Origin of the sequence: Parolsenella sp. LCP21S3_E11 (assembly GCF_052118165.1) — a bacterium.
Taxonomy (GTDB): domain Bacteria; phylum Actinomycetota; class Coriobacteriia; order Coriobacteriales; family Atopobiaceae; genus Parolsenella.
The window spans coordinates 122,438-137,156 of record NZ_JBQKHS010000002.1 but is presented as its reverse complement, the minus strand read 5'-3'; the positions used below and the strand labels follow the sequence as shown (position 1 = coordinate 137,156).

Sequence of the window (14,719 nt, the reverse complement as noted above, 5' to 3'; positions counted from 1 at the left end):
TCCAGCGTGCTCATGGTCTGCTAGACTCGACCTAGGCACGTGGATGAGTCGCGGGGGTATCCGTCGGCTCATAGTGTTTATGGGGTAGGGCTCGCAAGGGCCATAAAGAAAAAAGAGGAGTTCAGCATGGTTTCCGAGAAGGTTACGCTCATCAATCCGCAGGGTCTTCACATGCGTCCGGCCGGCACCTTTGCCTCCGCCATGGGCAAGTTCGCCAGCACCGTGACCATCGTTGCCGATGGCAAGGAGACCAACGGCAAGTCGCCGATGGCCCTCATGGCCGCTGGCCTTTCCTGCGGCACCGAGATTGAGATCAAGTGCGATGGCGCTGACGAGGCTGACGCTCTCGCCGCCGCCGTCGAGCTCGTCAAGAGCGGCATCGGCGAGTAGTATCGCCTTTGGGGCCTTGGCCCCGTGCCACAAATGGCGTGTTAAGGAGGGCGGCGCACTGCGCTGACCCTCCTTTCTATTGCTACTTAGGGTACTTAGATCCAGGGGGGATTCATGTACAAGGGTGTTAACGCGTCTGACGGTATCGGCATCGGCTCTGCCCAGGTTGCCGTCGAGCCGGATCTGTCCTACGTTCCGGCCACGCACCAGGACACTGACGAGGAGGAGCGCGCCCGCTATCAGGCCGCCCTCGATGCCTTCTGCGTCAAGACGCAGGCTCAGGCTGACCGCATGAAGGTTACGGTCGGCGAGAAGGAGGCCGAGATCATGGTGGGTCACATCACCATGGCCAACGACCCCTTCATGATTGATGAGGTCAACAACCGCATCAACGACGGCAAGTGCGCCGAGCAGGCCATCGACGAGGTCTGCGACATGTTCTACGCCATGTTCGACGCCTCTGAGGAGCAGCTCATTCGCGAGCGCTGCGCTGACGTCCAGGACATCCGCACCGGCATCCTCGCCGAGCTTCTCGGCAAGGAACTTGTCGACCTCTCCGTCCTTCCCAAGGACTCCATCGTCGTCGTGCACGACCTCACGCCGTCCATGACCGCCACGATCGACAAGGAGAACGTCGTCGGCATCGTGACCGAGGTCGGCGGCCGCACCTCCCACTCCGCGATCATCGCCCGCGCCCTCGAGATTCCGGCCGTCCTGTCGCTCGAGAACGCTTGCTCCCTCATCAAGAACGGCGACACCGTCGTCGTGAACGGCAGCACCGGTGAGGTCGTCCTCGCTCCGTCTGAGGCCGAGCTTGAGGGCTTCAGGGATCTTGCCGAGAAGGCCGCTGCCGAGAAGGCCGCGCTCGAGGCCTACCGTGGCGTCCCGACGAAGACCGCCGACGGTCTCGAGAAGCTTCTCGTCGCCAACATCGGTAACCCCGACGACGCCAACGTTGCCGCTGAGCGCGACGCCGAGGGCGTTGGCCTGTTCCGCTCCGAGTTCCTCTTCATGGATGCCACCGAGCTCCCCAGCGAGGACGAGCAGTTCGCCGCGTACCAGAAGGTCGCCCTTCGCATGAAGGACAAGCCGGTCATCATCCGCACCCTCGATGTGGGCGGCGACAAGGAGATCCCGTACCTCCACCTCACCCATGACGATAACCCGTTCATGGGCTACCGTGCCGTCCGTTACTGCCTCTCCAACGCCGATCAGTACAAGGTGCAGCTCCGCGCCCTGCTCCGCGCCTCCGCCTTTGGCGACATCAAGATCATGATCCCGCTGGTGACTGACCTTGACGAGGTCCGCGACGTCAAGAAGCTCGTGGAGGAGTGCAAGGCCGAGCTCGACGCCGAGGGCGTGGAGTACAACAAGAACATCGAGGTTGGCACCATGATGGAGACGCCCGCCGCCTCCCTCATCGCCGACGACCTTGCCGCCGAGTGCGACTTCTTCTCCATCGGCACGAACGACCTCATCGGCTACACGATGTGTGCTGACCGCGGCAACGATGCCGTGCGTTACCTTTACACCGTCTATCAGCCCGCGGTGCTGCGCTCCATCAAGCGCATCATCGAGGAGGGCAACAAGGCTGGCATCATGGTTGGCATGTGCGGCGAGGCCGCGGCCGATCCGCTGCTCATCCCGATGCTGATCTCCTTCGGCCTGGACGAGTTCTCCGTGAGCGCCCCGTCGATCCTGCGCACCCGCAAGATCATCTCCCAGTGGACGAAGGCCGAGGCTGACGCCCTGGCCGAGAAGGTCCTCGCGCTCAAGACCAAGGAAGAGGTCAAGGCTGCGCTCGAAGCCGCCCAAAAGTAGTTGGGCGTTTTCTGGTGGCTGCCGGGAGTGTACCGGGAGCTGCTGAGCGTCATGCGTATCGCATGATATAAAGGCGGTCGTCATCGCTGCGTGCGGTGGCGACCGCTTTTTGTGTGCTTTGGGGGATGCAATTGCGGCACCACGGCGTGCAGAGACGTGCGCATGACAGCTGGGCGGATCCGTGTTGTTTGTCATCAATCGTTACGTGAGTACGGAAAACAAAACAGCCCAGAGGCTTGAATGCCTCTGGGCTGCTGTTTTGCATGGAGCGGGTGACGGGAGTCGAACCCGCGTCATCAGCTTGGAAGGCTGAGGTTCTACCGTTGAACCACACCCGCATGCGTTGGTCGGGGCGACTGGATTCGAACCAGCGACCCTCTGCTCCCAAAGCAGATGCGCTACCAAACTGCGCCACGCCCCGGAACGCCGGTTAAGTATAGGCGAGCAGCCCGATTGGGGCAAACGAAAAGTTCTGCGATTAGAAAATGGTGGGCAAACGATGGCGCATCGATGGCCAAGCGATGACCAAACGATGGGGCTGGTCATCTTGCAATGTGGCTTTTGTCGCGTCGGCTTTGCGCTCGCGCCATTTTTGAGTGGCAACCGGGCAGGCACACAGGTTCGAGCGACTGGCGGATGGCGCGCAAGTCTGAACGACCGGTGGACGGCGCGCAAGTTTACCCGCGGCGTCACCGCTCGAACACCCAGGCTCGGCGCGAGTCTGTATTGGGGGATACAATGGAACGCAGCGCCGGCGCAGGGCCGGCTGGATCCTCGGAGGGACCATGGCGTTCTCGCTCGGCCACACGCTCGTCATCGCAAACCCGGCATCGCAGAGCGGCGCCGGTGCCGAAGGCGCGGAGTTCGTTCGTCGCACGCTCGCGGCGTACGAGTCCGCGACGGTCGGGTTCGACGTTCGCCTCACCTCCGGCCCCAAGGCCGCTACGGACATGGCCGCGGCGGCCTCCTCGTTCGACACGGTCCTCGCCCTTGGTGGCGATGGTGTGATCCACGAGGTCGTAAACGGCCTGATGAAGATTGACGACGACTACCGCCCGTGCCTGGGGGTCATTCCCCTGGGATCGGGAAACGACTACGCCCGCACTCTCGGCATGGCGCCGAACGACCCGGACAAGTCCCTCGCGCAGATTCTCCGAGGCACCACGCGTCGCGTAGACCTCGGCCTCGTAAATGGCACGTACTTCGATGAGACGCTATCGTTTGGCGTCGATGCCGCCATCGCGATCGATACCATGGAGCGCCGTCTCGCGACGGGTGCCCACGGTACGCGTCTGTTCGCGGCGTCCGGCATCGACGTCATCCGCCGGGAGATGCGCCGCTGGCCCTTCCGTGCCGTGATCGACGGCGAACCGATCGAAGGCAGCTCCGTTATCTTCACCATCCAGGTTGGCCCCACGTACGGCGGCGGGTTCCGCATCTGCCCGGACGCCGTGTGCGACGACGGCCTGCTCAACATCTGCTATTCCGAGGGCTCGCCCTCGACCATCGAGGCCCTCGGCATTCTCGCGCGCGCCCGCGTTGCGCTTCACACCGGTTCGCGCTACCTGCGCTTCCGCACGGCGTCGAGCATCGTGATCGACTTCGACGGCGAGCCGCCCTGCCAGACTGATGGCGAGCGTTGCGAGGGATCGCACTTCGAGATATCTTGCGCCCACCGCGCGATCGAGGTCATCCACCCCACGAGCCGCGCGTAGGGGAGGGACCACGCGCCCGCCGCGGTCCCCGTCCGCGCCGCGCCCGCCGCGGTCGCTGCGCCCACGCCCGCCCATCGCAGCCGCCGCGCCGCCGGTGCCGCGCGGCCATTGTGAAGACATCGGGTTGAGTTTGTTACAACGGTGCTAATCGTGCTTGCGCGCGTGCTTTGTGGAAACGCCTGAAATGTATTTTATTGAGCGTCTGTCCAATATTTGCCGCGCGCCGTGGGGCACGGTTCGCGACCTGTGGCTTGGCGTATCTGTCACCTGTGTGACATACAATCTGCCAGGTCCGTTTCCGCCAAGATGGCGCATGAGAGGAGACGTCGATGACGTATACCGAAAGGGTTCTCGACGAGCTTAAGACCCGTTACCCTGAGCAGCCCGAGTTCCTCCAGGCGGCGACCGAGATTCTCGGCACCCTACAGCCTTGTATCGACGCGCACCCCGAGTACGAGGAGGCCGCCCTTCTCGAGCGTCTCGTCGAGCCCGAGCGCGTGATCATGTTCCGCGTGCCGTGGGTCGACGACTCCGGCAAGGTCCAGGTCAACCGCGGCTATCGCGTCGAGTTCAACTCCGCCATCGGCCCCTACAAGGGTGGCCTGCGCTTCAATCCCACCGTCACCCTCGGCATGCTCAAGTTCCTCGGCCTCGAGCAGATCCTCAAGAACAGCCTGACCACCCTTCCCATGGGCGGCGGCAAGGGCGGCTCTGACTTCGACCCCAAGGGCAAGTCCAACAACGAGATCATGCACTTCTGCCAGTCCTTCATGACCGAGCTCGCCCGTCACATCGGCCCCAACACCGACGTTCCCGCTGGCGACCTCGGCGTCGGCGGCCGTGAGGTTGCCTACCTGTTCGGTCAGTACAAGCGTCTCCGCAACGAGTGGACCGGCGTCCTCACGGGCAAGGGCCTCTCCTTCGGCGGCTCGCTCGCCCGTACCGAGGCCACCGGTTACGGCCTCGCCTACTTCGTTGACGAGTACCTCGAGAGCAACGGTGACTCCTTCGAGGGCAAGAACGTCGTCGTCCACGGCTCCGGCAACGTCGCCATCTACGCCGTCCAGAAGGTCTCGCAGCTCGGCGGCAAGGTTCTCGCCTGCTCCGACACCCACGGTTGGGTCGAGGACCCCGAGGGCATCGATTACACCGTCCTCGAGCACGTTTACAACAAGAAGCGCTCCGGCCACGACAAGGGCGTCTCCCTCGCCATGTACGTTGATGAGCGCCCCGCTGCCACCTGGCACGAGGGTGACGGCCGCGGTGTCTGGCAGCTTCCCTGCGACATCGCGCTTCCCTGCGCTCGCGAGAACACGCTGCACCTCGAGGACGCCAAGGCCCTCGTCGCCAACGGCGTGAAGGTCGTGGGCGAGGGCGCCAACATGCCCACGACGATTGACGCGACCGAGTACTTCCAGGCCAACGGCGTCGCCTTCATGCCCGGCAAGGCCGCTAACGCCGGTGGCGTGCTCGTCTCCGGCCTCGAGATGAGCCAGAACGCCGAGCACCTCTCCTGGACCTTCGAGGAGGTCGACGGCAAGCTCGAGCAGCTCATGCGCGGCATGTTCCACAACGTCGACGACACCGCCAAGAAGTATGGCCACGAGGGCAACTTCGTCATGGGTGCCAACATCGCCGGCTTCGAGAAGGTCGCCGACGCCATGATGGCTCAGGGCGTCTGCTAGGGAGTCTCCCGTATTCGGGCGTCCACCAATGGGTTGCCGGCTTGCCGGGAGTGACTCGCGAGTCGAGTGCGCCCTCGCGAATCTAGCGCGCACCAACGGCGTCGCGCCCAGGCGGGCTTCGGCTCTTCCTCAGTCGGGCGCGACGTCGCAGATTCTCCATCGTTGACAAGTGCTCACTTAGGTTACTATTGAGCGGTTGCCATGCGGGCGTGGCGGAACTGGTAGACGCGCTGGATTTAGGTTCCAGTGGGGGAGACTTCGTGCAGGTTCGATTCCTGTCGCCCGCACCATTGATTGTTTGAGGAGGTCGTCGTGATTGCGGCGACCTCCTTTTGCGTCTCAGCAGATGCTGTTCTCATTTGCTAGAATCGTTATGTTTGTGCATGGGTGGGTCACTCCCGCCCACGGAATGACCATCCAGGAGGAACGTTGAAGATCACCGTCACCGCCACCGAGCCCAAGGACAACAAGCTCGAGGCCAACATTACCGTCGCCGCCGCTGATGTCGATGCCGCCATCAAGAAGGCTTACAAGGACATCGCCAACCAGTATCGCTTCCAGGGCTTCCGCAAGGGCAAGGCCCCGCGTCCGGTCATCGACGGTCTCGTCGGCAAGAACTACGTGCTCGCCCAGGCTTCCGAGGATGTCCTCCAGCAGGCCCAGCCGCTCATGCTCGACGAGCTCGACATCGTGCCCGTCGGCGAGCCCCACTTCGACGGCGAGGCCAAGCTCGTCACCGAGGGCGCTGACTTCGAGGCTACCCTCGTGATCGACGTTCGCCCGGACTGCGAGCTCGAGAGCTATGACGCCCCCGAGATCAACATGCCTCCCGCGGAGGTCACCGAGGCCGAGCTCGCCGAGCAGCTCGACGCCCTCCTGAGCTATCGTGCCTCCTTCGAGGACGCTGCTGACGATTACGTCGCCGCCGAGAACGACCTGCTCACCATCGACGTCGAGAACGTCGAGAACGGCGAGTCCCTCGCTGGCGAGGACCGTCCGTTCATGCTTGGCTCCACCCAGGTTCCCGCCGAGTTCAACGATGCCATCAAGGGCATGAAGGTCGGCGAGACCAAGGACGTCGAGATCCACGTCAACGGTACCGACGAGGCCGAGGCCAAGACCATTAAGGTCAAGGTCACCCTCAAGTCCGCCAAGAAGCGCGTCCTCCCCGAGCTCAATGACGAGTTCGCCAAGTCCGCTGGCTTCGACACCGTCGACGCCTTCAAGGATGCCGTCAAGGACGAGATCGCCAAGGACAAGGAGACCAGCCTTCCCAACCTCAAGGAGACCCGCGTCATCGAGAAGCTCGCCGAGGCCCTCAAGCTCGACGAGGTCCCCGAGGACTACGTCAAGCAGGTCCACGATGAGATCGCCCAGGACATCCTCGCCCAGCTCCAGCGTCAGGGCCTCACCCTCGACGCCTGGCTCAACGCCCGCGGCATCCAGGCCCACGAGTTCCTGAACGACCTGAACGAGCAGGCCCTCGAGCGCGCCCGTCAGTCCCTCGCCCTCGACGCCCTCGCCAAGAAGCTCGGCTTCGAGGCCTCTGACGAGGACATCCGCGCCGAGTTCGAGGACGCCGGTGTCGCCGACGTCGACGCCTCCCTCAAGGAGTTCAAGGAGGCCGGCCGTATGCCCGCCGTCCGAGAGAGCATCAAGCGCACCAAGGCCGTCGACTGGCTCGTCGAGAACGCCAAGGTCAACATCGTTGACGAGGTTGCCGAGCGTCGTGCCGCTCGCGACGCCGAGTAGCATTTTCCGCCCGTTCGGGCTCTCACTCCCATAAAGGGGTATAAGCGCCGGGCGGGGTGATTTCCCCGCCCGGCTTTTTCTCCCCGAGCGAGCTCGCCAGCATAGGCTGGGAGGCGAACGCTCCCGCAAGACAAGGTGGCCGGCTCATCCGCGCCTGATCACAATGGAGGACCACATGGTCAACCCGGTTCGCAACATCCCCAACATCCCGTATGTCGTCGAGCAGACCCCTCGCGGCGAGCGAAGCTACGACATCTACAGCCGCCTGCTCAACGATCGCATCGTCTTCCTCGGCGAGGAAGTCACCCGTGACTCCGCCAACCTCGTGGTGGCGCAGCTCCTGCACCTCGAGAGCCAGGACCCGGACAAGGACATCATGCTCTACATCGACTCGCCCGGCGGCGACGTCTATGCGGGCCTCGGCATCATCGACACGATGAACTACATCAAGCCCGACGTCTGCACCATCTGCGTGGGTATGGCCGCCTCCATGGGCGCCGCCATCCTCGCCTGTGGCGCAAAGGGCAAGCGCATGGCGCTTCCCAACTCGATGGTCCTCATCCACCAGCCGAGTTCCGGCGTCCAGGGCCAGCAGACCGACATCCAGATCGTCGCTGACGAGACCAAGTGGATTCGCCAGCACCTCAACGAGATGCTGGCCGAGGCCACTGGCCAGCCGGTCGAGCGCATTAACGAGGACACCGAGCGCGATCGCTACCTGCGCGCTGCCGAGGCCTGCGAGTACGGTCTCGTCGACAAGGTCATCACCTCGCGCGCTGACGCCGCCAAGGAGGAGTAACCAGTGCCCCAGTACCATGACCCCATGAGCCCCAAGGACGTGTGCTGCTCGTTCTGTGGCAAGTCCCGCGATCAGGTGCGCAAGCTCGTTCAGGGCGCCAACGGCGTCTACATCTGCGACGAGTGCATCGCCGCCTGCTCCGACATCATTCATGGCACGCCTGGCTACGCCCATGACGTCGACATGGATGACGAGGGCACGCTCGAGGAGCTCCTGCCACTCGAGCAGCTTCCCACGCCGCACCAGATCTATGACGAGCTCTCGCAGTACGTTATGGGTCAGGAGGACGCTAAGCGCGCGATGAGCGTGGCCGTCTACAACCACTACCGTCGCGTGCTCTATGGCATGGAGAACGACCTCTACGCCGAGGAGTACGAGCACCTCCAGCATGTCGCCCACGACACCGGCACCGAGGACGTGCTCGAATCGAACGAGCCCGTTGAGCTTGCGAAGAGCAACATCCTGCTCCTGGGTCCCACGGGCACCGGCAAGACGCTGCTCGCCCAGACGCTCGCGCGCTTCCTGCGCGTCCCCTTCGCCATCGCTGACGCCACCTCCCTCACGGAGAGCGGCTATGTGGGCGAGGATGTCGAGAACATCTTGCTCAAGCTCATTACCGCGGCCGACGGCGACGTCGAGCGCGCTCAGGTCGGTATCGTCTATATCGACGAGGTCGACAAGATCGCGCGCAAGGCGGAGAACCTCTCCATCACGCGAGACGTCTCCGGCGAGGGCGTGCAGCAGTCGCTGCTCAAGATCCTCGAGGGCACCATCGCGAGCGTCCCGCCCCAGGGTGGCCGCAAGCATCCGCAGCAGGAGCTCATCAAGATCGACACGACGAACATCCTGTTCATCTGCGGTGGCGCCTTCGTGGGCCTCGACAAGATTGTTGCGGACCGTATCGGCAAGAAGGGCATCGGCTTTAACTCCGAGCTCGCCAAGAAGGTCACCGAGTCCCAGGATGACCTCATGGCCGAGGTCACGCCCCAGGACCTGCACACCTTCGGCATGATTCCTGAGTTCGTGGGCCGCCTGCCCGTCATCTGCTCCACCAAGCAGCTGACCGAGGACGACCTCGTGCGCATCCTTACCGAGCCGCGCAACGCCATCATCAAGCAGTACGTTCGCATGTTCGAGATCGAGGGCGTTAAGCTCGAGTTCGAGGACGAGGCAGTTCGCGAGATGGCACGCCTCGCGCTGGCCCGCAAGACCGGCGCCCGCGGCCTTCGCGCCATTGCGGAGAAGATTCTGCAGCAGACGATGTTTGATGTCCCGAGCGACCTCTCCGTCTCCAAGGTCATCGTGACCAAGGAGGCAGTCGCCGGTGAGGAGCAGCCTAAGCTCGTGCACACGCACAAGGCCGGGCATCGTTCGGAGTAGCGCATGCCCGTTCTTGACGCTAGCGCCGTCCTGGCGATTCCCTGGGGTATCGATTACGCGTCTGTGGTCGTCGGCGTGCTCACGGGCGCGATGTTCGGCTGCAGGAGCAAGCTCGATGTCGTCGGAACCACCGTCGCGGGCTTTCTCACGGGGTTTGGCGGCGGCATCGTGCGCGATCTGCTACTGGGCGCCTCCAACATCTACTTCATGTCGCACCCGGACCTCATCTTGGTGTCGCTCGCGATCTGCCTTCTGACGTTCTACTTCCGTGGGGTCTTTCTCGACCTCAACCGCTCCATTCTGGTTGCGGACACGCTTTCCGTCGCGCTCTTTGCGCTCGCGGGCTCCTCGAAGGCGTTCGCCTACGGGCTCGACCCGGTCTACGTCGTCATCCTCGGCACCATTACGGCCGTGGGTGGTGGCGCCCTGCGCGACGCGATGGCAGGCGTGACCCCGGCCATCTTCCGCGGGTCGAACTTCTACGCTGTGGCGTGTCTGGGCGGTTCCGTCGCCTTTGCCGCCATGGCGTACTTCGGGCTTCCGCTCGTCGCGGCGGGCTTTGGCTGCGTGGGCGCCGTGCTCGCCTTGCGCTATCTCTCGATTCGCTTCGATTGGAAAACGCGCGAGTACTGCGACTTGACGCCTCGCGTCGTCGCTGCCGCGAAGGGTGCCAGCAGCTTGTCCCATCAACCTGACCGCTTGGATGCGCTCCCGAACGGGCGCGAAGACTAGGGGGAGATCGTGTCGAACGTCCTCGACATCATCGGGCCCGTCATGATTGGCCCGTCGAGCTCTCACAGCGCGGGAGCCGCGAGGCTGGGACTTGTGTCCCGCATGCTGCTGGGGGCGGATCCAAAGAGCGTTCGCGTGACGCTCTATGGGTCATTCGCGAAGACCTACCGCGGTCACGGCACGGACCGCGCCCTCGTCGCCGGTGCCCTCGGACTCCATGCGGATGACGTGCGCCTGCGCGACTCCCTCGACCTTGCGCGCGAGTGCGGGGTCGAGGTCTCCTTTGTGGTTTGCGATGAGGAGGATGAGAGCCTCCATCCCAACACCGCCCTGATTGAGCTCGCCTCTGCGGATGGCAAGCGCGTGGCCGTGCTCGGCAGCTCCATCGGCGGCGGTCAGGTCGAGGTCACTCGCGTCGATGGCATGCGCGTGCGCATCACCGGCCTCAAGCGCACGCTCATCGTGCGTCACACTGACAAGCCTGGCCTCATCGCCTGCGTGACGGACGTTCTTGCCGCCGGAGGTGCGAACATCTGTGACTTCGCGCTTGCTCGCCAGGAGCGTGGCGGCGTGGCGGTTATGAGCATCGAGGTCGAGAACCAGCTTGATGGCGACATCGCCGAGCGCATCGAGCGCCTTGACGGCGTTGAGCGTTGCACGGTGCTCGAGCCCGTTGGCGCCATGGATGCGACCGAGCCCGCCAAGGCCGGGGAGGTACCCGTGACGGACCGCCTTGCGACGGACTTCCTCCTCGGCACGCTCGAGCCCGCCGTCGAGGCAGCGGAGAATGCCGGGGTACCCATCTCCCACGTCATCCTCGCCCAGCAGGCGCGCGTCATGGAGATAGCTCCCGCCGAGCTTTATGCGCTCATGCGCGACCGCCTTGCCGTCATGGACTCCTGCGTGGACCCCGGAAGCGACCCCTCTCTTCGCTCCATGAGCGGACTCACCGGAGGAGACGCCGCTCGCATGCTCGCTCGCGAGGACGCCGGCAGGCCGCTCTGCGGAGGCATCGTTACGGGTGCCGTGAGGCGTGCCCTCGCCGTGAGCGAGCTCAACGCCGCCATGGGCCGTGTCGTCGCCGCACCCACCGCCGGCTCCTGCGGCATCCTGCCCGCCGCCGTCCTCTCCATGCGAGACGAACGCGGATGCTCGGAGGGCGCTTGCGTCATGGCGCTGTTCACCGCCGCCGCCGTGGGTCTCGTGATCGAGCACGCCGCGACGCTTGCTGGTGCCGAGGGAGGATGCCAGGCGGAGACCGGTGCCGCGGCTGCGATGGCCGCCGCGGCCGTGACCGAGCTCGCCGGTGGTACGCCTCGCCAATGCGCCTCCGCTGCCTCGATGGCGATTCAGAGCCTGCTCGGTCTGGTCTGCGACCCCGTCGCCGGTCTCGTGGAGGTGCCCTGCGTCAGGCGTAATGCCACGGGCGTGAGCGTCGCCCTCACCTGTGCGGAGATGGCCCTCGCCGGTATCTCCGCCACGATTCCCTTTGATGAGGCGGTCACGGCGATGAGGCGCGTGGGTGCGGTCATGCCGTCGACCCTGCGTGAGACGGGGGAGGGTGGCCTCGCCGCGACGCCCACGGGACGCGTCCTCGCCGAGAAGGCCTTTGGCGGATGCGCCGCGTGCGGCGCCTGCAGGTAGTGCACGCCTGCACTTCTTGCGGCGCCTGCAGATAGCGCACGCCCGCGCTTTTTGCCCCCCTATACTCCATCGCGCTGGATTGCCTTTGCCGTCTGCGGCGAGGACAATGGATGATTGTCGTTACTACGGGAGGGGAGTTCCATGGCTATCGATTTTGAGGCCATCAGCAAGCGCAACCTGGCACGCGATGGTGCGCTCGTCATCGTGGGAACGCTGCTGTTCGCCGTCGGCCTCAACTGCTTCATGGAGCCCAACGGCCTCGCTCCCGGAGGAATCTCTGGTATCGCGATCATCATCAGGGCCGCGGTCATCGCGCAGGGTGGTCCGGATATCCCCGTCGGCATCCAGACCCTCGTTATGAACGCGCTTCTCATGGTGCTCGCCTGGCGCGCGGGTGGTCCGCGCTACGTTGCCAAGTCGCTCGCGGGCATCGTGTTCTGTTCGGTCTTCATCGACCTCACAGCGCCGTTCTTGCCGGTTCTCGGCAATGGTGACCTGCTGCTTTGCGCGCTGTGGGGCGGCGTTGTCTCCGGCACTGGCCTCGGCCTCGTGTTCCGTGCGGGCAGCAACACCGGCGGCACCGACATCATCTGCCAGATTATCGCGCGCCACTCGATGTTTCCCGTGGGCACGTGGGTCATCATCACGGATTTCATGATCGTCGCGGCTTCTGCCCCGGTCTTCTCGGTCGAGAACGCGCTTTATGCCTGCATCGCCACCTATTTCATGGGCAAGGTCTGCGACATGGTGATTGACGGCCCCAGCCGCGAGCGCGTGGCGTGGATCATCTCGTCCGAGCACGAGGCGATTGCCCAGGCAGTTCTTGAGAACCTCGATCGCGGTTGTACCGAGGTCACGGCGAAGGGCAAGTATACCGGCGAGGAGCGCCCGATGCTCTTCTGCATCCTGAGCAGGTCAGATATCGCCCCGCTCAAGGATATCGTCGCCGAGGTCGACCCGGACGCCATCGTCGTCATTACCGAGGCCCACGAGGCCTTTGGCGAGGGTTTCCGCAAACTCGAGGGCGGAGCCTCGCTGTAGCGTACCGGCGCGCAGCCGGGCGTCTGCCGCGCGCCTGGCGCGCGGACCTCGGGCGCGCCTCGCGCGTGGGCCTTGCGAGTGGGCCGCGCGCCGGCGGCCGCAATCGCCGCCCTTTTCGCCGAGACACGCACTTCTTCGAGATGCTGCGCCCAAAACATCGCAACATCTCGTGAAAGTGTGTGTCTCGGTGCTGTTGTTTGCGCGCCCAACCCGTCGCCAGTTGCCTACAATCGTGTCGTTGATTCGTCTCTACGAGGAGGAAGTATGGAGCGCGAGAACGCCTGGAAGAAGTACACGGACGAGCAGCTTGAGCAACTCGAGGCCCTGAGCTGCCGTTATCGCTCGTTCATCAGCGAGAACAAGACCGAGCGCGAGTGCGTCGCCACCGCTCAGGCCAAGGCCGAGGCCGCCGGATACGTGAGCCTCGAGGACTTCGTCACCAAGGGCCGTGCGCTCGAGGCCGGCGACAAGGTCTTCGTCAACACGCGCGGCAAGGCCCTCACCCTCTTCAACATCGGCACCGTTCCGATGTCAAAGGGCCTCAACATCCTCGGCGCCCACGTCGACTCGCCACGCCTTGACGTCAAGCAGAACCCCGCGTACGAGAAGGCCGACCTCGCCTTCCTCGACACGCACTACTACGGTGGCCTCAAGAGCTCACTGTGGGTTGCCACGCCGCTCGCCATCCACGGTGTCGTCGCCAAGAAGGACGGCACCGTCGTGCCCGTCGTCGTGGGCGAGGACCTGGCGGATCCGGTCTTCTGCATCTCCGATATCCTGATCCACCTCGCCGGCGAGCAGATGAAGAAGACGCATGCCGAGGCCGTCGACCCCGAGGCCCTCGACGTCATCGTCGGTGGCAAGCCCGTTCACCTCGGCGATGCCAAGGAGGAGGGCGCCGACGAGCCCAAGGAGCCGGTGAAGCGCCTTCTGCTCGATCTTCTCGCTGAGCGCTATGGCATCGAGGAGGAGGACCTCCTCTCCGCTGAGCTCGAGATTGTCCCCGCAGGCCCCGCCCGCGACATGGGCCTCGATCGCTCGATGATCCTCGGCTATGGCCACGATGACCGCGTGTGCGCCTACACCTCGCTCGAGGCCATGCTCGACGTCGAGAGCGTCGAGCGCACGAGCGTGTGCCTGCTCGTCGACAAGGAGGAGATCGGCTCCGTCGGCGCCACGGGCATGCAGGCCCACTACTTCGAGAACGCTCTTGCCGAGGTCATGAACCTCGCTGGTGAGACCGGTGACCTCGCGCTGCGTCGCGCGCTTACCGCCTCCCGCATGCTCTCGAGTGACGTTTCCGCTGGCTTCGACCCGGCCTACGCCGGCCAGTTCGAGGAGAAGAACAGCGCCTACCTCGGCCGTGGCCTGTGCTTCAACAAGTACACGGGGTCTCGCGGCAAGAGCGGTTCGAATGACGCTGACGCCGAGTACGTGGCCCTCATCCGCGACATCATGGACGGCGAGGACGTGAGCTTCCAGACCTGCGAGCTCGGTCGCGTCAACGCCGGTGGCGGCGGCACCATCGCCTACATCATGGCTCGCTACGGTATGGACGTCATCGACTCCGGCGTCGCCGTGCTCTCGATGCACTCGCTGTGGGAGGTCGTCAGCAAGGCTGACGTCTTCGAGGCCTATCGCGGCTACAAGGCGTTTCTCCACCGCGCCTAGGGCCACGCGGCCCTAGTGCCGGTATAGCCCCGGGGCGAGCTAACTCTTTGGATAGCGGCTTCTGGGCAGGCTCGCTTTCGGGTGGGCCT

At 64.5% G+C, this 14,719-nt stretch carries 11 protein-coding genes and 3 tRNA genes; 12 read left to right on the top strand and 2 right to left on the bottom strand.

Annotated elements, in window-relative coordinates:
• Positions 1-126: 126 nt before the first annotated feature.
• The gene (locus ACTQ1Z_RS04135; RefSeq protein WP_293813900.1) at positions 127-390 is read left to right on the top strand and encodes an HPr family phosphocarrier protein; all 264 of its coding nucleotides are present in this window, start codon (positions 127-129) and stop codon (positions 388-390) included.
• 114 nt (positions 391-504) lie between these two features.
• Entirely contained in the window at positions 505-2,211 is a 1,707-nt protein-coding gene (gene ptsP / locus ACTQ1Z_RS04130; protein WP_441858966.1) for a phosphoenolpyruvate--protein phosphotransferase, read from the top strand.
• A 264-nt stretch (positions 2,212-2,475) separates the two neighbouring features.
• On the opposite strand, the gene ACTQ1Z_RS04125 is transcribed toward ptsP, so the two are convergent.
• Both ACTQ1Z_RS04125 and ACTQ1Z_RS04120 read right to left on the bottom strand, forming a co-directional pair.
• Positions 2,476-2,549: transfer RNA gene (locus ACTQ1Z_RS04125), tRNA-Gly, on the bottom strand.
• 6 nt (positions 2,550-2,555) lie between these two features.
• A tRNA-Pro gene (locus tag ACTQ1Z_RS04120) sits at positions 2,556-2,632 on the bottom strand.
• 364 nt (positions 2,633-2,996) lie between these two features.
• On the opposite strand from ACTQ1Z_RS04120, the gene ACTQ1Z_RS04115 reads away from it, so the two are divergent.
• The 10 genes from ACTQ1Z_RS04115 to ACTQ1Z_RS04070 all read left to right on the top strand — a co-directional run bounded on the left by ACTQ1Z_RS04115 (position 2,997) and on the right by ACTQ1Z_RS04070 (position 14,630).
• Positions 2,997-3,926, top strand: a complete 930-nt coding sequence (locus ACTQ1Z_RS04115) for a diacylglycerol/lipid kinase family protein (protein ID WP_441858964.1) — start codon at positions 2,997-2,999, stop codon at positions 3,924-3,926.
• Positions 3,927-4,255: 329 nt separating this feature from the next.
• Complete coding sequence (gene gdhA / locus ACTQ1Z_RS04110) at positions 4,256-5,611, top strand: NADP-specific glutamate dehydrogenase (protein WP_441858962.1); 1,356 nt, start codon at positions 4,256-4,258, stop codon at positions 5,609-5,611.
• Positions 5,612-5,814: 203 nt separating this feature from the next.
• Positions 5,815-5,901, top strand: a tRNA-Leu gene (locus tag ACTQ1Z_RS04105).
• Positions 5,902-6,040: 139 nt separating this feature from the next.
• The gene (gene tig / locus ACTQ1Z_RS04100) at positions 6,041-7,363 is read left to right on the top strand and encodes a trigger factor (protein ID WP_441858960.1); all 1,323 of its coding nucleotides are present in this window, start codon (positions 6,041-6,043) and stop codon (positions 7,361-7,363) included.
• A gap of 175 nt (positions 7,364-7,538) precedes the next feature.
• A complete protein-coding gene (locus ACTQ1Z_RS04095) occupies positions 7,539-8,162 on the top strand; it encodes an ATP-dependent Clp protease proteolytic subunit (protein WP_293813905.1) in 624 nt (207 codons plus the stop codon).
• A gap of 24 nt (positions 8,163-8,186) precedes the next feature.
• Positions 8,187-9,542, top strand: coding sequence for an ATP-dependent Clp protease ATP-binding subunit ClpX (gene clpX, locus ACTQ1Z_RS04090; RefSeq protein WP_441859002.1), 1,356 nt, complete (start codon positions 8,187-8,189; stop codon positions 9,540-9,542).
• Between the two features lie 3 nt (positions 9,543-9,545).
• Complete coding sequence (locus ACTQ1Z_RS04085) at positions 9,546-10,274, top strand: trimeric intracellular cation channel family protein (RefSeq protein ID WP_330027537.1); 729 nt, start codon at positions 9,546-9,548, stop codon at positions 10,272-10,274.
• A 9-nt stretch (positions 10,275-10,283) separates the two neighbouring features.
• Complete coding sequence (gene sdaAA / locus ACTQ1Z_RS04080; protein WP_441858957.1) at positions 10,284-11,918, top strand: L-serine ammonia-lyase, iron-sulfur-dependent, subunit alpha; 1,635 nt, start codon at positions 10,284-10,286, stop codon at positions 11,916-11,918.
• Between the two features lie 141 nt (positions 11,919-12,059).
• Positions 12,060-12,959 (top strand): YitT family protein, encoded by a 900-nt coding sequence (locus ACTQ1Z_RS04075; protein ID WP_441858955.1) that lies wholly within the window; start codon positions 12,060-12,062, stop codon positions 12,957-12,959.
• 264 nt (positions 12,960-13,223) lie between these two features.
• Positions 13,224-14,630 (top strand): aminopeptidase, encoded by a 1,407-nt coding sequence (locus ACTQ1Z_RS04070; RefSeq protein WP_441858953.1) that lies wholly within the window; start codon positions 13,224-13,226, stop codon positions 14,628-14,630.
• Positions 14,631-14,719: the final 89 nt, after the last annotated feature.